Consider the following 23,016-nt stretch of genomic DNA (forward strand, 5'->3'; position numbering starts at 1 on the left):
CAGCGCCTCGACCGGAAACCGCGACTCCTCATCCACCACCGCCGCGAAAGGAGCGATCTTGGCATCGGCCAGCTCACGCACCGTCCCCCGCAGCAGCTCATGCTCCTCCGACGGCGCGTACGCGGGATAGTCGCTCATCGTTCCCCATTTAGTTTGACGACCAATATTTGAACGCCAAAATAAAGGAGGGCGGCACGACGCGTCAAGGCCGCGCCGGTCGGCGCGGCCTGCGGACACGCTGCTGGAGCAGGGTTCGAACCTGCATGACGTGGTCCAGAGCCACGCATCCTGCCGTTGGATGATCCAGCACCGGGTGCCCGCCGACGGGCGGTGGCGTCCGCCCGCTCGGGCACGGCGGACCGGCCGGGGGTCGTTACTCCCGCCGGTCCAGTCCAGAGCCGCACCCGGGAATCGAACCCGGTCCGCCTGGTTGGAGGCCAGGAGTCTCAACCACTTCGACCTGTGCGGCGCAACGCAACACCGATAACGCGAATTCATGCCATTCGGTTTGCGTTACCCATATGGTGCGCGACAGGTGCGGAGGCGCGCAATCGAATTACGCCGCGGTGCCGCACCGGGGCCGTTCCCAGGGCGGCCCCGATGCGGCGGCGGCGGACGTCAGATGGCCCTGCGGCGGGTTCGCGCGAAGCGTCCGCGCCCAGGGATCAGCAAACGCTGAAGGACGCGGAACGGCAGTGTGACAACGGCGATGACCGCGCCCACGACGGCGCTGAGAACACCCGCGACGGTTCCGGCGACGGCGCTGAGCGCTGCACTGATGCGGCGCATGGGATTCACTCCTTCGAGTCGTCCTGACTCGCCCATACCCCGTTCCAGAGATTTACACGTTTTTTGCGCCGACGATGACCGTGGCGTGGAATTCGTCGGAGACCGCGACATCGGCGCGGAGGCCGCCGCGCTCCACGGCCGCGACCGCGTTCGGAACCTGGCGCTCGCTCGTCTCGAACAGCAGCCGCCCGCCCGGCGCGAGCCATTCCGGCGCCCCGGCGGTGACGCGGCGCAGCACGGCGAGGCCGTCCGCGCCGCCGTCGAGCGCGACGCGCGGCTCGTGCACCCGCGCCTCGACCGGCATCAGCGCGATCTCCCCCGCCGGGACGTAGGGCACGTTCGCGAGCAGCACGTCGACCCGGCCGCGCAGCGCGCCCGGGAGCGGCTCGAACAGGTCGCCCTCGTGGACGTGCCCGCCGAGCGGCGCGAGGTTGCGGCGCACGCAGCGCACCGCCGCCGGTTCCACGTCGGCGGCGTGCAGCTCGTACTCGTCCAATTGGGAGGCGAGGGCGGCGCCCAACGCGCCCGAGCCGCAGCACAGGTCGACGACGACGGGACGGACAGGCAGGTCCAGCGAGGCGGCCCGCCGGACGAGGAACTCGGTGCGCCGCCTCGGGACGAACACGCCGGGATCGACGGCGACGCGGAGCCCGCAGAACTCGGCCCAGCCGAGGACGTGTTCGAGCGGCAGCCCTTCGGCGCGCCGCTCCACCATCCCCGGCACGTCGGCGGGGGTCGCGGCCGTCTCCAGGATCAGGCGGGCCTCGTCCTCGGCGAAGACGCATCCGGCGGCGCGGAGCCTGGCGGCGACGGCGGATTCGGTGAGCGGCATAGTCATGATCGGCCAAAACGATAGCCGAGCGGCGCAACGCTCCGCCCGCCCGCGGTGTTTCGCGGACATGAGCATTTACGCGGACAGAGTCGCGGAGGCCGACTGGGCGGCGCTCGCCACGGAGATGGACGCCTACGGCAGCGCCCTGACGCCCCCGCTCCTCACCAAGGAGGAATGCGCGGACATCGCCGACCTCTACGACGAGGTGGAACGGTTCCGCTCGACCATCGACATGGAGCGGTACCGGTTCGGCTCCGGCCAGTACCGGTACTTCGCCGAGCCGTTCCCGGAGCCGGTCGGCGAGCTGCGCGCGGCGCTGTATCCGCGCCTGCTGCCGATCGCGCGGGAGTGGGCGGCGCGGCTCGGACGTCCCGCGCCCTGGCCGGACACGCTCGCCGAATGGCTCGACGAATGCCACGCGGCCGGGCAGACGAAGCCGACCCCGATCCTGCTGCGCTACGGCCCGGAGGGCTGGAACGCGCTGCACCGCGACCTGTACGGCGACCTGGTGTTCCCCATGCAGGTCGTGATCGGCCTGGACGAGCCCGGCGTCGACTACACCGGCGGCGAGTTCCTGATGGTCGAGCAGCGGGCCCGCGCCCAGTCCCGGGGGACGGCGACGCTCCTCCCCCGCGGGCACGGGCTGGTGTTCACGACGCGGGAGCGTCCCGTCCGGACGAAGCGCGGCTGGTCGGCGGGGCCGATGCGGCACGGGGTGAGCGTCGTCCGGTCGGGCCGCAGGCGGACGCTCGGCCTGGTCTTCCACGACGCGGCCTGACGGCCCGCGCGCGCCCGGTTCGCGGCGTCCGGTTCGCGGCGTCCGGTTCGCGGCGTCCAGTTCGCGGCATCCCCGAGGCGCGGCGACAATGGAGGGTCGCCCAAGACGAGGGGTTGCCGGTTGTCTCCGACGCTCGACCTCAAGGCCGACTGCGCGAACTGCTTCGGGCTGTGCTGCGTCGCACTGCCCTTCGCCCGGTCGGCCGATTTCGCCGTGGACAAGAAGGCGGGCGAACCGTGCCGGAACCTCCGCGCCGACTTCCGCTGCGGCGTCCACGCCGAACTGCGCGAGCGCGGGTTCGCGGGCTGCACGGTCTTCGACTGCTTCGGGGCCGGGCAGAAGGTGTCGCGGGAGACGTTCGGCGGACGCGACTGGCGGAGCGATCCGGGCCTCGCCCGCGAGATGTCCGCGGTGTTCCCGGTGATGCGGCAGCTCCACGAACTGCTGCGATACCTGGACGAGGCCGTCGCGATGCCCGCCGCCGAACCCGTCCGCGACGACCTGCGCGAGGCGTTGGACCGCGTCGTCCGCCTCACCGAGGGCGCACCGGCGGAACTCGCCGCGCTGGACGTCCGGGAGGTGCGGGGCGAGGTCAACGTCCTCCTCCTGCGCGTCAGCGAACTGGCCCGCGCCGACGTCCCGCGACGCGGAAAGGACCGGCGGGGCGCGGACCTCATCGGCGCGAAGCTGAAGGGCGCCGACCTGCGCGGGACCGACCTGCGCGGCGCCTATCTGATCGCCGCCGACCTGCGCGGCGCGGACCTGCGGGGCGCCGACCTGATCGGGGCGGACCTGCGGGACGCCGACCTGCGCGGCGCCGACCTCACCGGAGCGATCTTCCTCACCCGGCCCCAGCTCGACGCCGCCCGGGGCGACGCCGGCACGCGGCTCCCGGCGGCGCTCGGCCGCCCCGCCCACTGGCCGGGCCGTCCCGCCCGCTGACCCGACCGGCCCGCTGACCGGACCGACCGGACCACCCCTTGACCGACATGCCGGTTTAGCCCCGACGACCAGGGGAATTTCCGGGGCGCACGTCATCGGGGGGCTGCGTGACGCAGGTGAGATGGTGGGGCACGGGGACGGTGGCGCTCGCGCTGCTGGTCCTCTGCTCCGTGCCGCCCTTGCTGGACCGCGCGCTCGGCAGCGGCGGACGGCGCCTCGCGCCCGGCACGGTCGTGTCCATCGGCACGGCGCAGAACGGCGTCCGTCCGGTGACGGTGACCGTGCTTCGCGCCGGATGGGTGCTCAGCGAGGCGGACACGTCGCTGACCAGCAACGCCAAGCTGCTCAGCGACGACGTCGTGTTCAACCTCAGCGTGGTCGTCCCGCTGTCCTCGCTGGACGCGCGGAAGCTGTGGGACGGTCTCGGCCGCATCGTCGCCGCCGGGGGCCGCGCGCGGCTCGCGACCGCGCCCGTGCCCGTCATCACGGCGCACGGCATGACCGGACTGACCGGGCGCATCATCGGACGCGACCGCGCCGGAGTCGCCGCCGTCTTCGCCACCGACACGCTCGGCGCGACGGTCACGGCGGCCGGTCCGCCGCCCGCGTTCCGCGAGGCGGCCGCCGAGGTCGAGGCGATGGCGCGGACCGTCACGGTCACGGCGCCCTAGCCGTGACCCACGAGGCCGTGGACGACGAGTCCCAGACCACGCGTCCGGCGCGCGGCGGCGTGCCGCTGACGCGGCGCCCGGCGTTCTGGCTGTGGGCGGCGGTCTGCCTGATCGGCGGGTGGATCGCGATCACCGGACTGGACGCCGCCGTCCGCGCGTTCCCGGCGGGCGCCGTCGCGGGGGCCGCGCTGCTCACGCCGACGCTGATGATCGGGGTATGGGCCCTGCGGCGGCTGCATCCCGTCCGGACCCGTCCGATCGGGTACTCGCTGGTCGCCGTGGCGTGGGGCGCGTTCGCCGCGTTCGGGCTGGCGCTGCCCGCGAACGCGGCGTTCCAAGCGGTCCTGTCGAAGACGGCGGGGCCCGGCTTCAACTCGGAATGGGGCGCGGCGATCGCGGCCCCGGTGAACGAGGAGACCCTCAAGCTGCTCGGCGTGCTGACGCTGGCGCTGATGGCGCCGACCTCGATCCGCGGCCCGCTGGACGGCTGGGGCTACGGCGCGCTCACCGGGCTCGGCTTCCAGATCGCGGAGAACTTCCTCTACGTCCTGAACACGATCGTGCTGACCGGGGCGACGCAGGACCTGCACGCCGCGTTCTTCTCGTTCGGCGGCCGGGTGATCGGCGGCGCCTGGTGGAGCCACTGGGCGATGACGGCGGTCGCCGGGGCCGGGCTCGGCTGCCTGCTCGGCCGCGCGACCCGGACGACCGCCGTCCTCGCCGCCGGGGCGTTCGTGCTGGCGATGGCGCTGCACGCCTGGTGGGACGCGCCCATCCTGGTGGGCCTCGGGATGCTGGTCCTGAAGGGCCTGCCGATCCTGCTCGCCGCCGTCGTCACGTACCGGCTGGCGCGGCGGCGCTACCTGACGCACTTCCGGCGGACCGCGTACGCCGAGACGGTCCGCGGCGTGTTCGTCCCGGGTGAGGGCCACGTGCTCGCGCACCGCAAGTGGCGGCGGAAGGAGCGGTGGGACGTCCCGGCCGGCGAGCCGCGCCGCCTCCTCGCCCGGCTCCGCGCCACCGAGCTGGAGCTGATCGAGGACGGCCTCGGCGGCCTGGAGCACGACCCGCGGACGGCCGACCTGCTGCGCGACGACGTCCGCGACCTCCGCCGTCACCTCAACTCCTGCCCGTCCCCGCCGCGCGTCGCCTGAACCGGGAAGCGCCTGAACCGGGAGCGCCTGAACCGGGAGCGCGCCTGGACCAGGAGCACGGCGCCGCACACGGCGGCGGCGAGGAACGGCGCGACCGCCGACCCGCCGGACGCGAACGCGCCCATCGCGGCGACCCCCGCCGACGCGCCGAACTGCCGGACGGCGTTGAGCAGCCCTCCGGCCGCGCCCGCCGTCCCGTCCGGCGCGGCGGCGACCACCGTCGTGGCGAGCGCGGGCAGCGCGAACGACACCCCGAAACCCGTGCACAGCAGAGCGGGGATGAGCGCCGGGTAGCCCGCGCCGTCCAGCAGCGCGACGCCGAACAGCACGCCGCCGAGGGTCAGCAGCGCGAGCCCGCCGAGCACCGGCGGCCGGGCGCCCGTCCTCGCGACGATCCGGCCGGTGAGCAGCGGGTTGAACGCGAACGGCAGCGTCATCGGCAGGAACGCGAGGCCCGTCTGGAGCGCGCTCAGGCCGAACTCCCGCCGGAACACCAGCGGCAGGACGAACAGGATTCCCGTCATGGCGAAGTTGACCGCCGCGCCCGCCGCCAGCGCCGCGCGCATGCCGCGCGCCCGCAGGACGTCCGGGACGAGCACCGGCGCCGCGCTCCGCCGTTCCCGCGCCGCGAACGCCGCGCCCGCCAGCGCCGCGCCCGCCGCCGAGCACAGCGCGTGGCCGGCCGCCCCGGAGCCGAGGGCGATCAGCGCGTCCGTCAGCAGCCCGGCCACGGCGCACGCGAGGAGCTGCGCCACGGGATCGACGGTCCGCCGCCCGCGCGGGCACCGGACGGCCCGTCCGCCGACGAGGACGAGCACGGCCGCCGCGAGCGGCACGTTGATCAGGAAGATCGCGCGCCATCCGGCGAGCCCGACCAGCGCGCCGCCCGCGACGGGCCCGGCCGCGAGCGCCGCGCCGCTGGTCGCCGCCCACGCGGCGACGGCCCGCGCCCGCTCCGCCGGGTCCGGGTACAGCCGCGCGATCATCGCCATGGACGCGGGCACGCAGGCGGCGGCCGCGACGCCGAGCGCGGCGCGGAGCGCGACGAGCGTCCACAGGTCCGGCGCGGCGGCGCTGAGCAGCGACCCGGTTCCGAACGCGGCGACGCCCGCGCGGAACACGCGGTGTGCGCCGTACCGGTCGGCGACCGCGCCCGCCGAGAGGAGGAGGGCGCCGAACACGACGGTGTATCCGGTGACGGCCCATTGCAGGCCGGTGATCGTCCCGTGCAGGGAGCGGGCGAGGTCGGGTTCCGCGACCGACAGGACCGTCGTGTCGAGCAGGACCATGAAGTAGCCGAGCGAGACGCCGAGCAGCGCGCTGCGGCGGCTCGCGGCGGACGGCGGGCCCACGGGCGTGGGCGAGAGGACAGCGCTCATGACCGCCCAGTCTCGGAAGCGGCGCCGTCCCGCTCCACCGGCGACGCCGCATGCCGCGTTCGGAATAGCCGAACGCCCGGCCCGGGTTGGCACGGGCATGGACCTGCGCCAGCTCCGGACGTTCGAGGCCGTCATCGCCCACCGGACCGTGACGGCCGCCGCCGACGCGCTCGACCTCGCGCCATCGTCGGTGTCGGAGCAGGTCCGCGCGCTGGAGCGGTCGCTCGGCGTGGCGCTGTTCGAGCGCGGCCCGAAGGGCATGCGGCTCACCGCGGCGGGCGAGCGGATGCACGCCTGGGCCGGACGCCTGCTCCAGCAGGCCGAGCAGGCCCGCCGCGAGGTGACCGGGGAGCGTCCGGCGCTGCGGCTCGGCGCGCTGGAGACCATCGCGGCGACGCACGTCCCCGGCGTGCTGGCGCGGCTCGCCGAGCGGCGGCCCGGCCTGCGGGTGGACGTCCGGTCCGACGCGGCCCGCGACCAGCTCCTCGCCGCCGTCGCCGCCGGGGACCTGGACGCGGCGCTCCTCCTCGACACCGGCGACGCCGTCGGCGGGCTCGGCTTCCCGGCCCCGCCCGCCCCGCTGGACCACGTCGACCTGGAGGACGTCCCGCTCGCGCTCGTCGCCGCGCCCGGCCACCGGCTGGCCGCCTCCGCGCGCTTGGGGCCCGCCGACCTGGGCGACGAGAAGCTGCTGGTCAACGTCCCGGCGTGCTCGTTCTGGCTGGCCGGGGAACGGCTGTTCGGCGGCGCCGTCGAACGGGTCAGGGCCGGGAGCGTGACGGTCATGGCGGCGTGGGCGGAACAGGGGCTCGGCGTGGCGCTCGTGCCGGAGTTCGCCGTCCGCGACCGGATCGCCGCCGGGACGCTGGCGAGGCTCGCGCTGGACGCGCCCGCCCTGCGCCTCCGCCTCGTCTGGCGCGCCGACCGCGAGGCACTCCCCGGCCTGCGCGAGATGCTCTACGCCGCGAGCGCCTGACCCCGGGACGGCTCGCGTTTGCCCCAACCGGCCCCGGGTACCCGCCCAGCGTCGATCAGTGCTCGGCCAGGGGAGACGCGATGGGACGAAGGGGCGCGGCACGGGCCGAGCGGCTGGAGGACCTCGCCTGGGGCGTCAACGACCGCCTCGGCTCCACCGAGTTCCTCCGCCGGAACCTGCGGAAGGCGTTCCCGAAGCACTGGTCGTTCCTGCTCGGCGAGATCGCGCTGTACTCGTTCATCGTCCTGCTCATCACCGGCGTGTACCTGACGCTGTTCTTCCGGCCCGGCGGCATGACCGTCGTCTACGACGGCTCGTACGCGCCGCTCAAGGGCATCGAGATGAGCGAGGCGTACGAGTCCACCGTGCACCTGTCGTTCGACGTGCGGGGCGGGCTGCTGATGCGGCAGATCCACCACTGGGCGGCGATCCTGTTCCTCGCGGCGATCTCGATCCACCTGATGCGGATCTTCTTCACCGGCGCGTTCCGCAAGCCCCGCGAGATCAACTGGCTGATCGGCGTCACGCTGTTCGGGCTGGCGCTGGCCGAGGGGTTCGCGGGGTACTCCCTGCCCGACGACCTGCTGTCCGGCACCGGGCTGCGGATCATGCAGGGCATCGTGCTGTCGATCCCCCTGATCGGGACGTACGCGAGCCTGTGGGTCTTCGGCGGCGAGTTCCCGGCGAGCGAGACGTTCATCCCGCGCCTGTTCACGGTGCACATCCTGCTCGTCCCGGCCCTGCTGCTCGCGCTCATCACCGCGCACCTGATGATCCTCTGGCACCAGACGCACACGATCTGGCCCGCGCGGGGACGCCGCGAGCGTGCGGTCACCGGCGAGCCGACGTTCCCGAGCTTCGCCGCGCAGAGCGCCGCCTACTTCCTCTACACGTTCGGGGTGCTCGCGCTGCTGGCGACGGTCGCGCAGATCAACCCCATCTGGCTGTACGGGCCCTACGTGCCGGACCAGGTGTCCGTCGGCTCGCAGCCCGACTGGTACGTCGGGTTCCTCGAAGGGTCGCTGCGCATCATGCCCTCCGCGTCGACGACCCTGTTCGGGCACACGGTGTCGTGGAACGTGCTGCTGCCCGCCGTCGTCCTGCCGGCCGTGTTCCTGACGCTCATCGCGCTCTACCCGTTCTTCGAGCGCTGGGCGACGGGAGACGAGCGCCTGCACCACCTGCTGGACCGTCCGCGCAACGCCGCGACCCGGACGGCGATCGGCGCCGCCGTCATCGCCTGGTACGGGAACCTGTGGGCGGCGGGCGGCAACGACGTCATCTCCGAGGTGTTCCACATCCGCCTCTTCTGGACGACGTGGTTCTTCCGCGCCGGCTTCTTCGTCGCCCCGCTGCTGGCGTTCACCGTGACCCGACGGGTCTGCCTCAGCCTGCAACGCCGCGACCTGGACAAGCGCGAGGAGGGCGTGGAGAGCGGCCTCGTGTCGCTGACCCCGGACGGCGGCTTCACCGAGCGGCACGAGCGGCCGTCCGCCGACGAGGGGGCCCTGCTGCGGACGCGGCGGCCCGGCGAGCTCGTCGCCCCGTACCCGCACCACCTGATCCCGCTGCCCACGCCCGACCGCGCCCGCACCCAGGTCCGGACGCGCGTCAACCGCTTTTACCTCAACTACCAGAGCGAGGCGGACGGCGGCGGCCAGGGCGACCTGAGCCACGACTCCCGCGAGGACAGCCAGTAGGGGCGGGTCAGTCCGGGAGGGCGAGTTCGGCCTGCTCCGGCGACTGCTTCGGCGGGTAGTGCAGGTCGAACGCCGGGCGCAGCGACCGGATCCGCGGCATCGACGTGAAGTTGTGCCGCGGCGGCGGGCACGACGTCGCCCATTCCAGCGAGCCGCCCGCGCCCCACGGGTCGTCCACGGAGACCCTCTCGCCGCGCCGCCAGGTGAGCAGGACGTTCCACAGGAACGCGAACGTCGACGCGCCCAGGACGAACGACCCGACCGACGCAACGAAGTTCAGCGTGGCGAACTGGTCGGGGTAGTCGGCGTACCGGCGCGGCATGCCCTCCGCCCCCAGCCAGTGCTGGACGAGGAACGTCGTGTGGAAGCCGACGAACAGCGTCCAGAAGTGGATCTTCCCCCAGGTCTCGTTCAGCATCTTCCCGGTCATCTTCGGCCACCAGAAGTAGAAGCCGCCGAACATGGCGAACACCACCGTCCCGAACAGGACGTAGTGCAGGTGGCCGACGACGAAGAACGAGTCGGTGAGGTGGAAGTCCAGCGCCGGGGACGCGAGGATCACCCCGGTCAGCCCGCCGAACAGGAACGTCGTGAGGAACCCGAGCGCGAACAGCATCGGCGTCTCGAACGACAGCTGGCCCTTCCAGAGCGTCCCGACCCAGTTGAAGAACTTGATCCCGGTCGGAACGGCGATCATGAACGAGGTGATCGAGAAGAACGGCAGCAGCACCTGCCCGGTGGCGAACATGTGGTGCGCCCAGACCGTCATCGACAGCCCGCTGATCGCGATGGTCGCGGCGACCATGCCGAGGTAGCCGAACAGCGGCTTGCGCGCGAACACCGGGATGATCTCGGTGACGATCCCGAAGAACGGCACCGCGACGATGTAGACCTCGGGATGGCCGAAGAACCAGAACAGGTGCTGCCAGAGCAGGGCACCGCCCGTCGCGCCGTCGTAGATGTGCGCGCCGAGCCTCCGGTCCGCCTCCAGCGCGAACAGCGCCGCCGCCAGCACCGGGAACGCGATGATGATCATCAGTGCGGTGAGCAGGACGTTCCAGCAGAAGATCGGCAGCCGGAACATCACCATGCCGGGCGCCCGCATCGCGACGATCGTCGCGATCATGTTGACGCCGGTCAGCGTCGTGCTCACCCCGGACAGGATCAGCCCCATCACCCACAGGTCCTTGCCGTGGCCGGGCGAGAACGTCGCCGAGGTGAGCGGCGAGTAGGCGAACCAGCCGAACGACGCGGCGCCCTCCGGCATCAGGAACCCGGCGAGGACGAGGAGCGCGCCGAACAGGAACAGGTAGTAGCTGAGGGTGTTGAGCCGCGGGAACGCCACGTCCGGCGCGCCGATCTGGAGCGGGACGATCACGTTCGCGAACCCGGCGAACAGCGGCGTCGCGAACAGCAGCATCATGATCGTGCCGTGGACGGTGAACAGCTCGTTGTACCGCTCGGCGCCCATCAGCTGCGTGCCGGGCTCCAGCAGCTCCGCCCGCATCAGCATGGCCATCAGCCCGGCGATCAGGAACATCGCGAACGACGTGGCGAGGTAGAGGTAGCCGACGACCTTGTGGTCGGTCGTCGCGAGGACGTCCCCGATCCGGGTGCCCTTGCGGTGCCGCGCGAGCGCGTCGGCGGTGCTGGTGTCGGTCTCGTCCCGCACGGCCGTCATCGGGTCCCCTCCCTGCTCCCGAGCCCACCGGACCGGTTGCCGGGGAGACCCGTTTCAAACGCGGGCCCGCGCGGGCCGCGGGCGGCGCGGGCGGGCGCTGACGTTTCGCGCCGCCCCGCCGGGTAGGGGCCTGTTTCGGTCCTACTGTTCGCGTGTTTTTCTGCGTGTTCGGAGTCGGAGGAGGCTCGATGAAGGCTGTCACCTGGCACGGAAAGCGGGACGTCCGGGTCGAGAACGTGCCCGACCCGACGATCAAGGAACCGGACGACGCGATCATCAAGATCACCTCGTCCGGGATCTGTGGGTCGGACCTGCACCTGTACGAGGTGCTCGGCCCGTTCATGGGCGAGGGCGACATCCTCGGCCACGAGCCGATGGGGGTCGTCGAGGAGACCGGGCCCGAGGTCACCCACGTCAAGCCCGGCGACCGCGTCGTCATCCCGTTCAACATCTCGTGCGGCCGCTGCCACATGTGCGACATGCAGCTCTACGCGCAGTGCGAGACGACGCAGGTCCGCGAGCAGGGCATGGGCGCGGCGCTGTTCGGCTACACCCGGCTGTACGGGCAGGTGCCGGGCGCGCAGGCCGAGTACCTGCGGGTGCCGCAGGCGCAGTTCGGCCCGATCAAGGTGCCGGACGGCCCGCCCGACGAGCGCTTCGTCTACCTGTCGGACGTGCTGCCCACCGCGTGGCAGGCCGTCGACTGGGCCGACCTCCCCGAGCGCGGGACGCTCGCCGTCCTCGGCCTCGGCCCGATCGGCCAGATGGCGGCGCGCATCGCCCGGGTGCTCGGGCACCGGGTGATCGGGGTGGACCTCGTCCCGGAGCGGCTGGAGATGGCGCGGCGGCACGGCATCGAGGTGATCGACGCCGACGACGCGGACGACGTCCCGGACGCGGTCCGGCAGACCACCGGCGGCCGGGGCCCCGACTCGGTGATCGACGCGGTCGGGATGGAGGCGCACGGCTCGCCCGGCGCGAAGTTCGCGCAGACCGTCACCGGGCTGCTGCCGGGCAACTCCGCCGCGCCGCTGATGTCGCGTGTCGGGGTGGACCGGCTCGCCGCGCTGACCACCGCGATCGAGACCGTCCGCCGGGGCGGGACGATCTCCGTCATCGGCGTGTACGGCGGCATGACCGACCCGCTGCCGATGCTGCGCATGTTCGACAAGGGCATCGCTGTCCGGATGGGCCAGGCGCACGTCAAGAAGTGGATCGGCGACCTGCTCCCGCTGGTCAGCGACGACGCCGACCCGCTCGGCGTGATGGACCTCGCGACGCACCGGCTGCCGCTCGCGGACGCGCCGCGCGCCTACGAGATGTTCCAGAAGAAGCAGGACGGCGCGATCAAGATCCTGCTCCAGCCGAGCACCTGACACACGCGAGAGCCCGGGCGCGACGCGCCCGGGCTCTCATGCGTTCCCGTTCGACCGTTCAGGCGGGCACGTGGTCCTTCTTGCGGGTCCAGTGCCGGTGCTCCTTGACCGCGTCGATCAGCTTGGCCGCGAAGTCGCCGCTCGGCCCCGTCGCGGTGACGACGCCGCTGTCGCTGACCGTCCCGCCGCCGTCCGAGGCGACCTGCACGCCGTTGATCCCGGCGCGGTCCAGCAGCCCGATGCCCGCGTCGAGCGCACCGACCGCCTTGCAGTGGACGAACGCCTCCGCGACGAAGTGCACGGCGTCGCCGTCTGCGGAGAGCGTCCGGACGCTCTGGTCGCCGCCCGGCACGAGCACCGCGTCGTACAGGACGGACGCCACGGTCGGCATCGCCCGCGTCACCTCGACCTGGCCGCCGTTCGCGGCCTGGAGGAACCCGTCCTTCGCGGCGAGGACCTCGCACACGGCCCCGGCGTCGGTCAGCGCCTCGCCGACCGCCGCGACGGCCGCCGAGTCGACCCCGTCCGCGGCCAGGATCGCGATCTTGCGCCCGCGCACCGAGTCGGCGCGGGCGTGCGCCTGGCTGAGCGCGGGCGAACCGCGGCCGTGGTTGGCGCCCGCGGGCGCCTGCGGGGGTTCGACGCCGACGCCCTCGGCGACCGCGACGGCGAGGTCGTGGTCGACGTGGTTGAGCTGCTCCACGACGCCCTCTCGGACGTGCTTGCGCTCGCACTTGCCGAGCTCGAACCGGAACGCGCCGACGATGTGCTCCCGCTCCCAGTCGGCCATGCTGTTCCAGAACAGCGTCGCCTGCGAGTAGTGGTCGGCGAAGCTCTCGCTCCGCTTGCGGACGACGTCGCCGTCCACCCGCTCCTGGTAGTGGGTGAACGAGCCTTCGCCGCCGACCACCGGGCACCCGCCCGACAGCGAGTTCTTGTGGTAGCTGGCCTGGCCCTGGTGGATGTCCATCTGGTGGTAGCCGTCGCGGTGGTGGTTGCGGACGTCGGCCACCGGGCGGTTCACCGGGATCTGCGGGAAGTTCGGCCCGCCGAGCCGGATCAGCTGCGTGTCCAGGTAGGAGAACAGCCGGGCCTGGAGCAGCGGGTCGTTGGTGAAGTCGATGCCGGGCACGACGTTGCCGATGCAGAACGCGACCTGCTCGGTCTCGGCGAAGAAGTTGTCCGGGTTGCGGTCCAGGGTCAGCGTGCCGACCGGCCGCACCGGCACCTCCTCCTCCGGGATGATCTTGGTCGGGTCGAGCAGGTCGAACCCGAACCGGTGCTCGTCCTCGACCGGGACGAGCTGGACGCCGAACTCGTACTCCGGGAAGTCGCCCGCCGCGATCCGGTCCCACAGGTCGCGGCGGTTGAAGTCGGGGTCCTTGCCCGCGATCTTCTGCGTCTCGTCCCAGGCGAGCGAATGCGTGCCGAGCTTCGGCTTCCAGTGGAACTTCACGAACGTCGGACGCCCCTCGGCGTTCACCAGCCGGAACGTGTGGACGCCGAACCCCTCCATCATCGTGTAACTGCGCGGCAGGGCGCGGTCCGACATCAGCCACATCATCATGTGCATCGTCTCGGGCTGGAGCTGCACGAAGTCCCACAGCGTGTCGTGCGCGGACGACGCCTGCGGCATCTCGTTCGGCGGCTCCGGCTTCACCGCGTGCACGAAGTCGGGGAACTTGATGCCGTCCTGGATGAAGAACACCGGCATGTTGTTGCCGACGAGGTCGAAGTTCCCCTGCCGCGTGTAGAACTTCGTCGCGAAGCCGCGGACGTCGCGGACCGTGTCCGCCGACCCGCGCGAGCCCGCGACGGTTGAAAACCGCACGAACACCGGCGTCGACAAGGACGTGTCGCGCAGGAACTCGGCGGTCGTGTAGTCGGCGAGCGACTCGTGCAACTGGAAATGGCCGTAGGCCCCCGAGCCGCGCGCGTGCACGACCCGTTCCGGAATCCGCTCGTGGTCGAAATGGGTGATCTTCTCGCGGAGATGGAAGTCCTCGATCAGGGTCGGGCCGCGTTCGCCCACGGTCAGCGAGTTGTCGGTGTCGTCGACCCTGATTCCCTGGTCGGTGGTGAGCCGCGCGTCCTCCGGGCTCACCCGCCGACGCCGCAACTGCTCCTGCTTGGGGTCCTCGCGGCCGGCGGGGTTGGCCATTGTCAGCTCCCTCGGTGGTGAATGGACACTGGGGCGGCTACCCCGCCAAATCGGGGACATGCGGGCTTTGACCGGACTTTGATTTCCCCCGCCCGCGGGCCGGTCCGCCGCCGGCCCGGCGGCCGGACGCGCCCGGCGTCCACCCCGGACGACCCCGCCCACCGGCCCCTTCCCGCCCCCTTCCGCCGGAATCCGCTACGGTCGGGGCTGCCGCGCAGGCCAGGGGAAGGAAGACTGAGTACACATGGCCGAGAAGGTCATTAGGGTGGACGACATCGACGGCGCCGAAGGCGGCGATGTCGCAAAGCGGGACTTCCAAGTCCTGGGCCGGACGTTCACGATCGACTTGAGCGACGACAACTTCAGCCGCCTGAACGGGACGCTGGACGCGCTCGCGCCCTTCATCGAGAACGCCGTCGAGGTGAAGCCCGCGGGGAAGGGCCGCAAGTCGCCCGCCGCGAAGATCAAGGGCTACACGAACGGCGATGTCCGGGCCTGGGCATTGCGAAGTGACATCGAAGTCTCCGAACGTGGCAAGATATCGGATGAGGTCTATGCTGCATTCATCGAGGCACATCCGGACGCGAAGCCGGAGGCATAGCTAGAGGGAGTCCCCGCATGGCACAGAAGGTCGAAGTCCTTCTCGTGGATGACATCGACGGAGGAGAGGCCGACGAGACCGTCAGCTTTTCCATCGATGGCACCGCATACGAGATCGACCTGAGCAAGAAGAACGCCGCCAAGCTGCGCAACGGCCTGGAGCCGTTCGTCGCCGGCGCCCGCAAGGCGCGCAGGCCCGCCGGACGCGGTGGCCGCGCCACCCGCACCGCGGGCAGCCGCGAGCGCTCCGCCGAGATTCGAGAGTGGGCGAAGAGCCGCGGCATCAAGGTCAATGAGCGGGGCCGTATCCCCGCCAATGTGATCGAGCAGTACGAGGCCGCGCACTAGCGGTCGCGCGCGCCGCCGGGCGAAGTTCCGGCAGGGCCGCAGGGGCCGGGGTGGGGAATTTTCTCCGCACCCCGGCCCCTTACGTGCGCATCGGGCAAATCACCTTTTCGGTACCGCATTCCCCGCGCCGGGACCGCGCCGCGAACCGGCGGTGGCGCCGAACCGCTCCAGAAGGGGGAGAATGCCGGGAATGGTGCGAGACAACACAATAGGCTCGCCGCAGGGGAACGGCCGAGGGGGCAGACCGGCTTGAGAGGCGCGACGCGACGGGACCGTGTCCGTTACTGGTTCGACACCACGATGTCCAAGGGGACGCCGGCGCTGATCGGCTGGCTCGCCCTCGCGTCGGCGGGGCTCGTGCTCGTGGTGGCGACGGCGGCGGTGCTCGTCGCGCCGCGCGACAGCGACGAGAACGGGCACTGGCCCGGCATGGTGTGGCGCAGCCTGCTCCGCACGCTCGACCCGGGGACGATGGGCGGCGACAGCGGCACAGGACCGTTCCTCGCGCTGATGCTGGTGTCCACGATCGGCGGGATCTTCATCGTCAGCTCGCTGATCGGCGTCCTCACCACCGGCCTGGAAGCCAAGATCAGCGAGCTGCGCAAGGGCCGGTCGCGGATCGTCGAGCACGGGCACACCGTGCTGCTCGGCTGGTCGGAGCAGGTGTTCACGGTGGTCGCCGAGCTGGTGGAGGCGAACCAGAGCAAGCGCCGCTCGTGCGTGGCGATCCTCGCCGACCGCGACAAGGTCGAGATGGAGGACGCGATCCGCGCCCGCGTCGGCGACCTCGGCCGCACCCGCATCGTGTGCCGCACCGGCGACCCGCTGAAGGTCGCGGACGTGGAGCTCGTCTCCCCCGGCACCGCCCGCTCCATCATGATCGTCACGCCGGAGGCGGACGACGCCGACACGCGCGTCATCAAGGTGCTCCTGTCGCTCGGCGCCCGGACGTGGGGCCGGACCCGCCCGCACGTGGTCGCGGCCGTGCACGACTCGGCGAACCTGCCGGCGGCGCGGCTCGCGGGCGGGCCGTCCGCGCACGTGATCGACGCCGACGACGTGGCGATCCGGCTGATCGTCCAGTCGCACCGGCAGTCGGGGCTGTCGCAGGTGTGCACCGACCTGCTCGACTTCGCGGGCCACGAGTTCTACATGCGCGCCGAGCCCGCGCTGACCGGGTCGACGTTCGGCGAGTCGCTGTCGGCGTACGAGCTGGGCGTCCCGTCCGGGCTGCGCCGCGCCGACGGGACGGTCCTGCTGAACCCGCCGATGGACACGGTGATCCGGGCGGACGACGAGGTCATCGTCCTGGCCGAGGACGACCTGCTGATCCGGCTCGCCGCGACGCCCGCGCCGCCCGTCAGGGAGTCGGCGATCACGACGGCGACCGTCCGGCCGCCGGTGCCCGAGCGGACCCTGATGCTCGGCTGGAACCACCGCGCCCCGAAGATCATCGAGCTGCTGGACGAGTTCCTCGCGCCCGGCTCCGCCCTCGTCGTCGCCGCGCCGCGCGAGGACCCGACCGGCGGCCTGCGCCCGCCCGCGAACCTCAAGCTCGGCTTCACCCGCGCCGAGCCGACCGAGCGTCCGTCCCTGGAATCCCTGGACGTCGGCTCCTACCAGCGCGTGATCGTCCTGTCCGAGGAGGGCTACGACCGGGAGCACGCCGACGCCCGCACCCTGGTCACGCTGCTGCACCTGCGCGACATGGAGGACGCCCTCGGCGACCCGTCGTCCCCCGACCCGTTCGCGATCGTGAGCGAGATCAACGACGACGCGAACCGGGAGATAGCGCAGGTCACCAAGGCCGACGACTTCGTCGTCAGCGAGAAGCTGATCAGTCTGATGCTCACCCAGCTGAGCGAGAACCGGCACCTGTACGACGTGTTCGCCGACCTGCTCGACCCGGCCGGGTCCGAGATCTACCTCAAGCCCGCCTGCGACTACCTCGCGCCGGGCGCCGAGGCCGACTTCGCGACGCTGATCGAGTCGGCGCGGCGGCGCGGGGAGGTCGCGCTCGGGTACCGGCTGACCGCGCGGTTCCACGAGCCGCCCGGCTACGGCGTCGTCCTGAACCCGGACAAGACGGCCCCGCTGACGCTGTCCGCCGACGACCGGGTGATCGTGCTCGCTGAGAACTGACCGCGGCGCGTCACTCGCCGGGGAGGGTGAGGTCGTGGCCCGCGCGCAGGGCGCTCGTGACGCGGTCGCGCAGCGCCCGCTCGGCGTGGCGCGCGTCGTCGGCCATCCCGCGGATCTCCGCGCCCGCCATCTCGTCCCCGACCGTGCTGGCGAGCAGGTCGCGGTAGCGGGCGTTCTGCTCCGGCAGCCCTTGCAGGACGCACGACTCGTGGTAGGCGTCGTCGGCCTCCCCCGCCCGCCGCGCGTACGCCTCCAGCGCCTCGATCCGCCCGGTGACGGACCGGACGGACGCCGCGAGCGCCCGGTCCTGCGGTTCGAGCAGGGCGCGCACGCGCGGGGACAGCCGCTCGGGCTGCTGCGCGAGGCGTTCGCGGCGCAGCCGGGTGTGCTCGGCGAGCGCGCACGCGATCTCCCATTCCTGCCTCGGCAGGACGACGGTGTTGTTGACGTCGTCCAGCAGCCCGGCGCCGTGCGACCGCGACCCGAGGACGGCGTCGACGGCCCGCTGCGCCCGGACGAGCAGCCGCGCCGCGGGCCCGTCGAAGTCGCCCGGCAGGAGGTAGGACCCGTGGTGCTCGCGCGCGGCGCGGGCGGCGGCGGGCTCGCGGACGTACCGCAGCGCGCCGATCGTCCACCCGCTGAAGCTCGCGGCGGCGAGCAGGAAGGCCGCCTCGTCCTGCCCGAGGAGCAGCAGGAGGATCTGCAGGGCGGGCGTGACCATCATCGCGACGACGGGCGCCCTCCCCCACCGCGCGGCGCCGCCGACGAGGTCGTCCCCGTCGAGCGAGGCGAGCAGGAACAGCCGCAGCCACCCGCCGGGCAGCACGCCGTAGAAGAACGCGAACGCCGGTATCCACAGCAGCCGCGCGACGACCGTGGCGGGGCGGAGCCGCGGCGGGGGCGGCGCGGGCCGGCAGGCCGGGACGAGCCGCTCCGGCGCGGCGGCGAGGACGGCGCGGTCGTCGCCGGGCACGCCGGGGTCGAACACCGGACGGGGGCGGATCTCCTCATTCATGGGCACTCCCCACCGACCCTAGGCAGGCGGGCCGCCCGGCTCCACGAATGTCACGGGATCCGGACATCGGACGCTGCCGCGGGCCCATCGCCGGGTCAGTCCTGTAGCGCGGCCCAGACCTCGCGGTCGCGGTCGGCCGTCCAGATCCGGGGACGTTCGACGCCGTCCATCTCGTCCCAGAGGCGGGACACGTCGAACGGCAGGCAGTGCTCGAAGATCGGCCAGCGGCCGTAGGCGGGCGCGAGCGCGGCGTGGACGGCCTCGAAGGCATCCTTGAGCGTGCCGCCCGCGTCCCTGACGCGGCCGGTCTCGCGGATCATCGTGTCCAGGAAGTCGCGGGTCTGCGCGACGGCGGCGGCCGCCTCGTCCCGGCCGTGCGCGACGGCGCCGCGCCCGCCGACGAGCGTGTCCGCGCCGAACGAGGCGACGTGGTCGAGCGTGCCCGTCGCCCATTCGCGGTGGAAGGCGTCCCCGGTGTAGAGGGCGGCCTGCGTCTCTACGAGGTCTCCGGCGAACAGGATGCGGTGCCGGGGCAGCCAGGCGACGATGTCGCCCTCGGTGTGGCCGCGTCCGCAGTAGGCGAGGTCGAGGTCGCCGCGGTCGCCGCCGAGGTCGATGGTGAGCGTGCTGGAGAACGTCACGCTCGGCCAGGTAAGGCCGGGGATGCCGTCCGGGTCCTTGAACAGCCGGGGCATCCGGCCGAGCTCGGACTCCCAGTCCTGCTTGCCGCGCTCGGCGATCAGCGCGCGGGTGCGGTCGTGGGCGATGATGACGGGCGCGTTGAACGCGCCGGCGCCGAGCGTCCGGACGGCGTGGTAGTGCGACAGGACGAGGTACCGGATCGGCTTGTCGGTGTGCGCCCGCAGCACCGTGAGCCAGTCCCGGGCGGCGGCGGGCGTGGCGAGCGCCTCGAAGCAGACGAGGAAGTCCTCGCCCTCGACGGCGCCGATGTTCGGGTCGCCCTCGGCGGTGAGCGCGTACACGCCGTCGGCCAGGATCTCCAGGGTCGGGGTCTTGTCGCCCAGATCTGCGGACGACGCGAACGGCTTGGGCATGGGCGCCCCCTCGCATCCGGTGGCCGCGGCCTCTGCTCGTTCATGGTTCATTCCACGCAGAGCGGTAGATAACCGTATTGATCTTCCGATGGGAGAGGGACGCATGACGGGTAGGTAGATCTCGCACATCGACCGGAGACGGGTCGACCGGAGACGAAATCGACCGGGAACAAACTCGGCCGGGGACGAAGGGAGCGCAGGGTGATCGCGGGGCTGGGGCTGCTGGCCGTCCTCGTGCTGACCGCCGCGACGGGCTACTTCGTGGCGCAGGAGTTCGCGTTCGTCACGGCGGACCGTCCGGTGCTCGACGCCCGCGCGGCGGAGGGCGACCGGGCCGCCGCGCGGGCGGTGCGGGTGATGGGCCGGCTGTCGTTCATGCTGTCCGGGGCGCAGCTCGGCATCACGGTCACCGCCCTGGTCGTCGGGTTCATCGCGAAGCCCGCGCTGGGCGACCTGATCGGCCCGGCGCTGGACGCGGCCGGGGTCCCGGCGGCGCTGTCCGGCGGGCTCGCGGTGGCGCTCGGGTTCGGGTTCGCGACCGTCCTGCAGATGGTGCTGGGCGAGCTGTTCCCGAAGAACCTGGCGCTCGCGAAGGCGGAGCCGATGGCGCGGGCGCTGGCCGCGTCCACGCTCGCGTACCTGACGGTGGCGGGCCCGCTGATCAGGCTGTTCGACGCGGCGGCGAACCGGCTCGTCCGCGCGGTCGGCATCGAGCCGGTCGAGGAGCTGCACCACGGCGCGACGCTGGAGGAGCTCGGGCACATCATCGGCGAGTCCGGCGAGAAGCTCCAGGCGGGCCACGCCGACCTGCTGGAGCGCGCCCTCGTGTTCGCCGAGCTGGACGCCGAGGAGGTGATGATCCCGCGCGTGGACGTGGTGACCGTGCCCGCGTCCGCCCGCGCCGCCGAGCTGGACGACGTGATCTCGGCGAGCGGGCACTCCCGGTACCCGGTCGTCGGCGACAGCGTCGACGACCTCGTCGGCGTCGTCGGCCTCGCGGAGCTGATCCGGCTCGCCCCGGACGAGGCGGAGCGCACCGAGGTCCGCGCGATCGCGCGGGAGCCGCTGCTGCTGCCGTCCTCGCTGCCGCTGCCGGACGTCGTCCTGCGGCTGCAGGGCGCCGGCGCGCCGTTCGCCTGCGTGGTGGACGAGTACGGCGGCTTCGCCGGCATCGTGACCTGGGAGGACGTCTCCGAGGAGCTGGTCGGTGAGATCGCCGACGAGAACGAGCCGGACGAGGACGTCGCGATCCGCACCGGCGAGTGGTGGACGACCGACGCGGGCCTCCGGATGGACGAGGTCGCCCACGAGACGGGCATCGGGCTCCCCGAGGGCGACTACGAGACCGTCGCGGGCCTGCTGCTGAAGCGGCTCGGCCGGGTCGCGCGGCGGGGCGACATCGTGACGATCGACCTCCCGCCGGACCGGCTGGACGAGCCCGCCCGCACCGCCGTGATCGAGGTGCTGACCGTCCGGCGGCACGTGCCGGGGCTGATCCGTGTCCGCACCGTCGTGCAGGCCGCGGAGGACCAGGAGGTGGACCGGTGAACCTGGCTCTCGGCGCGCCCGTCACGCTCGCGCTGCTCGCCGCGAACGGCTTCTTCGTCGCCACCGAGTTCGCGCTGGTCGCGGCCCGGCGGCCGCGGCTGGAACGGGCCGCCGCGCGGGGCGGTCGGGCCGCCGCCGCGGCGGTCGCCGGGATCGACGAGCTGTCGCTCACGCTCGCCGGTGCGCAGCTCGGCATCACGATGTGCTCGCTCGGTCTCGGGCTCGTGTCCGAGCCGGTGTTCGCGGAGACGCTCCTCCCGCCGTTCCACGCGGTGGGGCTGCCGTCCGGCGCGGCGCACGCGGTGGCGTTCGTCATCGCGCTGGCGCTCGTGACGTTCCTGCACATGGTCGTCGGCGAGATGGCGCCGAAGTCGGTGGCGATCACCGACCCGGAGCGGTCGGCGGCGGTGCTCGGGCTGCCGTTCCGCGGGTTCGCGACCGTCGTCCGGCCGCTGCTCGCCGCGCTGAACGGGACGACGAACCTGCTGCTGCGGCTCGTCCGCGTCGAGCCGGTGAACGCGCGGGAGGTGTCGCGGACGCCGGAGCAGCTGCGCAGCATCGCGCAGGACTCGCGGCGCCTCGGGCTGATCGGCGACACCGAGCTGACCCTGCTCACCGCCGCGCTGGACGCGCCGCGCGCCCCGCTCGCCGACCTCGTCGTCCCGGTCTCGGACGTGGTGTCGGTGCCCGCGGCGGCGACCCCGCAGGAGGTGATCGACGCCTCCGTCGAGACCGGCAGCCTGCGGATCGTGCTGCGCGGCGCCGGCCGGTCCGGCGCGGCGCGGATGGTGCACGTCCGGGACGCCTACCTGGCCCGCGCGCGGGGCCAGGAGACTCCGGCGGACGAGCTGGCGCACCCGGTTCCCGCGATGCCGATCGGGACGCCGGTCGGCGAGGCGGTCGCGATCCTGAAGCGCCACCACAGCCACCTCGGCCTCGCCGTCACCCCGGACGGGCGTGCCGCCGGTCTCGTCAACCTCGACGATCTCCTGACGACCCTGATCGCCGTCCGCTGAGCGCCGCGTGCGTCAACGTGGGTTGACACCAGGGTGAATGTCAACCTACATTGACAGGCATGAGCGATGGAGTGACGCTCGCCCAGGAGGCGAGCAGCCGGGACCCCGCGGTGGGGCTGCGGGCCGTCCGGGCGCTGCGCGAGCTGTCCGAGCGCCTGGAGGCGCTGCAGGTCGCGAGCGCCCGCGAGCAGGGCTGGTCCTGGCAGGAGATCGCGGTGTGCCTCGGGGTGAGCAGGCAGGCCGTCCACAAGAAGCACGGCGGCGGCAGGCGCCGCATTCTGAAGAAGGAGGACTAGCGGGATGTTCGAGCGCTTCACCGCCGACGCGCGGGAGATCGTCGTCGGGGCGCAGGAGGAGGCCCGGCGGCTGCGGCACCACCACATCGGCACCGAGCACCTGCTGCTCTCCCTGCTCGCCTCGGACGGCCCGGAGGCGCGGGCCGCCGCCTCGCATGGGCTGACCGCCGACGGCGTGCGAGAACGCCTCGTCCACGGGGCGGGCGACCCGCTCGACCCCGAGGCGCTGAGCACGCTGGGCATCGACCTCGACGCCGTCCGGGAGGCGACGGAGCGGACGTTCGGCGAAGGCGCCCTGGACGCCCCGCCGGGCACGCGCAGGCCCGTCCGCAAGGGCCACATCCCGTTCACGCCGCAGGCGAAGAAGGCCCTGGAGTTGAGCCTGCGGCAGTCGATCCGGCTCAAGTCGGGGGACATCCGCGCGGGCCACCTCCTGCTCGGCCTCCTCCAGGACGAGAAGTCCCTGTCGGCGCGGCTCGCGGCCGAGGCCGGCGTCGACCTCCCCGCGCTCCGCGCCGAGGCCGAGCGGCTGACACGGTCGAAGGCCGCCTGACCGG

22 protein-coding genes and 2 tRNA genes are annotated in these 23,016 nt (G+C 72.8%); 14 read left to right on the plus strand and 10 right to left on the minus strand.

Going from position 1 to position 23,016, the window contains the following annotated elements; genetic code table 11:
- From FXF68_RS44650 to FXF68_RS18485, 5 genes are all read right to left on the minus strand, one after another.
- Positions 1 to 138, minus strand: a 138-nt coding sequence (locus FXF68_RS44650; RefSeq protein ID WP_187438005.1) for an acyl-CoA dehydrogenase family protein, incomplete at its 3' end; no start/stop codon positions are given.
- Between the two features lie 100 nt (positions 139 to 238).
- A tRNA-Gln gene (locus FXF68_RS18475) sits at positions 239 to 309 on the minus strand.
- Positions 310 to 396: 87 nt separating this feature from the next.
- Positions 397 to 469: transfer RNA gene (locus FXF68_RS18480), tRNA-Gly, on the minus strand.
- A gap of 149 nt (positions 470 to 618) precedes the next feature.
- Positions 619 to 789, minus strand: coding sequence for an LPFR motif small protein (locus FXF68_RS42420; RefSeq protein ID WP_187438006.1), 171 nt, complete (start codon positions 787 to 789; stop codon positions 619 to 621).
- Between the two features lie 52 nt (positions 790 to 841).
- Positions 842 to 1,627 carry a putative protein N(5)-glutamine methyltransferase gene (locus tag FXF68_RS18485; RefSeq protein ID WP_148760918.1) on the minus strand — a complete coding sequence of 262 codons (786 nt, stop codon included), beginning with the start codon at positions 1,625 to 1,627 and terminating at the stop codon, positions 842 to 844.
- 61 nt (positions 1,628 to 1,688) lie between these two features.
- Between FXF68_RS18485 and FXF68_RS18490 the strand changes: the two genes are divergently transcribed.
- From FXF68_RS18490 to FXF68_RS18500, 4 genes are all read left to right on the plus strand, one after another.
- Positions 1,689 to 2,399 (plus strand): 2OG-Fe(II) oxygenase, encoded by a 711-nt coding sequence (locus FXF68_RS18490; protein ID WP_148760920.1) that lies wholly within the window; start codon positions 1,689 to 1,691, stop codon positions 2,397 to 2,399.
- Positions 2,400 to 2,519: 120 nt separating this feature from the next.
- The gene (locus tag FXF68_RS18495) at positions 2,520 to 3,341 is read left to right on the plus strand and encodes a pentapeptide repeat-containing protein (protein WP_148760922.1); all 822 of its coding nucleotides are present in this window, start codon (positions 2,520 to 2,522) and stop codon (positions 3,339 to 3,341) included.
- Between the two features lie 107 nt (positions 3,342 to 3,448).
- Positions 3,449 to 4,012, plus strand: a complete 564-nt coding sequence (locus FXF68_RS42425; protein WP_187438007.1) for a hypothetical protein — start codon at positions 3,449 to 3,451, stop codon at positions 4,010 to 4,012.
- A 17-nt stretch (positions 4,013 to 4,029) separates the two neighbouring features.
- Complete coding sequence (locus FXF68_RS18500; protein WP_187438008.1) at positions 4,030 to 5,166, plus strand: PrsW family intramembrane metalloprotease; 1,137 nt, start codon at positions 4,030 to 4,032, stop codon at positions 5,164 to 5,166.
- Here the strand turns inward: FXF68_RS18500 and FXF68_RS18505 are convergent.
- Positions 5,127 to 6,545 (minus strand): MFS transporter, encoded by a 1,419-nt coding sequence (locus tag FXF68_RS18505; RefSeq protein ID WP_148760926.1) that lies wholly within the window; start codon positions 6,543 to 6,545, stop codon positions 5,127 to 5,129. The two genes, FXF68_RS18500 and FXF68_RS18505, sit on opposite strands and share 40 nt — an antisense overlap.
- On the opposite strand from FXF68_RS18505, the gene FXF68_RS18510 reads away from it, so the two are divergent.
- Both FXF68_RS18510 and qcrB read left to right on the plus strand, forming a co-directional pair.
- Positions 6,544 to 7,521 carry a LysR family transcriptional regulator gene (locus tag FXF68_RS18510; RefSeq protein ID WP_246178793.1) on the plus strand — a complete coding sequence of 326 codons (978 nt, stop codon included), beginning with the start codon at positions 6,544 to 6,546 and terminating at the stop codon, positions 7,519 to 7,521. The two genes, FXF68_RS18505 and FXF68_RS18510, sit on opposite strands and share 2 nt — an antisense overlap.
- Before the next feature lie 80 nt (positions 7,522 to 7,601).
- Positions 7,602 to 9,221: a cytochrome bc1 complex cytochrome b subunit gene (gene qcrB, locus FXF68_RS18515; protein WP_148760928.1), complete on the plus strand. Its 1,620-nt coding sequence runs from the start codon at positions 7,602 to 7,604 to the stop codon at positions 9,219 to 9,221.
- Positions 9,222 to 9,228: 7 nt separating this feature from the next.
- Here the strand turns inward: qcrB and ctaD are convergent, their stop codons facing one another.
- Complete coding sequence (gene ctaD / locus FXF68_RS18520) at positions 9,229 to 10,902, minus strand: aa3-type cytochrome oxidase subunit I (RefSeq protein ID WP_148760930.1); 1,674 nt, start codon at positions 10,900 to 10,902, stop codon at positions 9,229 to 9,231.
- A gap of 188 nt (positions 10,903 to 11,090) precedes the next feature.
- Between ctaD and FXF68_RS18525 the strand changes: the two genes are divergently transcribed.
- Entirely contained in the window at positions 11,091 to 12,278 is a 1,188-nt protein-coding gene (locus FXF68_RS18525) for a zinc-dependent alcohol dehydrogenase (RefSeq protein WP_148760932.1), read from the plus strand.
- Positions 12,279 to 12,336: 58 nt separating this feature from the next.
- On the opposite strand, the gene FXF68_RS18530 is transcribed toward FXF68_RS18525, so the two are convergent.
- Positions 12,337 to 14,439, minus strand: coding sequence for a catalase (locus FXF68_RS18530; RefSeq protein WP_148760934.1), 2,103 nt, complete (start codon positions 14,437 to 14,439; stop codon positions 12,337 to 12,339).
- A gap of 244 nt (positions 14,440 to 14,683) precedes the next feature.
- On the opposite strand from FXF68_RS18530, the gene FXF68_RS18535 reads away from it, so the two are divergent.
- The 3 genes from FXF68_RS18535 to FXF68_RS18545 all read left to right on the plus strand — a co-directional run bounded on the left by FXF68_RS18535 (position 14,684) and on the right by FXF68_RS18545 (position 17,529).
- Entirely contained in the window at positions 14,684 to 15,040 is a 357-nt protein-coding gene (locus tag FXF68_RS18535; protein ID WP_067885556.1) for a histone-like nucleoid-structuring protein Lsr2, read from the plus strand.
- Between the two features lie 17 nt (positions 15,041 to 15,057).
- On the plus strand, positions 15,058 to 15,387 hold the full coding sequence (locus FXF68_RS18540) for a histone-like nucleoid-structuring protein Lsr2 (protein WP_067885554.1): 330 nt from the start codon (positions 15,058 to 15,060) through the stop codon (positions 15,385 to 15,387).
- A 300-nt stretch (positions 15,388 to 15,687) separates the two neighbouring features.
- Positions 15,688 to 17,529: a CASTOR/POLLUX-related putative ion channel gene (locus FXF68_RS18545; protein ID WP_148760936.1), complete on the plus strand. Its 1,842-nt coding sequence runs from the start codon at positions 15,688 to 15,690 to the stop codon at positions 17,527 to 17,529.
- A gap of 10 nt (positions 17,530 to 17,539) precedes the next feature.
- Here the strand turns inward: FXF68_RS18545 and FXF68_RS18550 are convergent, their stop codons facing one another.
- Both FXF68_RS18550 and FXF68_RS18555 read right to left on the minus strand, forming a co-directional pair.
- Positions 17,540 to 18,544, minus strand: a complete 1,005-nt coding sequence (locus FXF68_RS18550; protein ID WP_148760938.1) for a hypothetical protein — start codon at positions 18,542 to 18,544, stop codon at positions 17,540 to 17,542.
- Between the two features lie 95 nt (positions 18,545 to 18,639).
- Positions 18,640 to 19,599 carry an MBL fold metallo-hydrolase gene (locus FXF68_RS18555; protein WP_148760940.1) on the minus strand — a complete coding sequence of 320 codons (960 nt, stop codon included), beginning with the start codon at positions 19,597 to 19,599 and terminating at the stop codon, positions 18,640 to 18,642.
- A gap of 201 nt (positions 19,600 to 19,800) precedes the next feature.
- Between FXF68_RS18555 and FXF68_RS18560 the strand changes: the two genes are divergently transcribed.
- From FXF68_RS18560 to FXF68_RS18575, 4 genes are read left to right on the plus strand one after another with little or no spacing between them, the layout of a single operon-like run.
- On the plus strand, positions 19,801 to 21,147 hold the full coding sequence (locus FXF68_RS18560; protein WP_148760942.1) for a hemolysin family protein: 1,347 nt from the start codon (positions 19,801 to 19,803) through the stop codon (positions 21,145 to 21,147).
- Positions 21,144 to 22,163 (plus strand): CNNM domain-containing protein, encoded by a 1,020-nt coding sequence (locus tag FXF68_RS18565; RefSeq protein WP_148760944.1) that lies wholly within the window; start codon positions 21,144 to 21,146, stop codon positions 22,161 to 22,163. Before FXF68_RS18560 ends, FXF68_RS18565 begins: the two co-directional genes overlap by 4 nt.
- Before the next feature lie 59 nt (positions 22,164 to 22,222).
- A complete protein-coding gene (locus tag FXF68_RS18570; protein ID WP_148353329.1) occupies positions 22,223 to 22,459 on the plus strand; it encodes a helix-turn-helix domain-containing protein in 237 nt (78 codons plus the stop codon).
- Positions 22,460 to 22,463: 4 nt separating this feature from the next.
- Positions 22,464 to 23,012, plus strand: coding sequence for a Clp protease N-terminal domain-containing protein (locus tag FXF68_RS18575; protein ID WP_148760945.1), 549 nt, complete (start codon positions 22,464 to 22,466; stop codon positions 23,010 to 23,012).
- Positions 23,013 to 23,016 lie beyond the last annotated feature (4 nt).

The sequence above is a fragment of the Actinomadura decatromicini genome, assembly GCF_008121305.1.
Lineage (GTDB): Bacteria > Actinomycetota > Actinomycetes > Streptosporangiales > Streptosporangiaceae > Spirillospora > Spirillospora syzygii.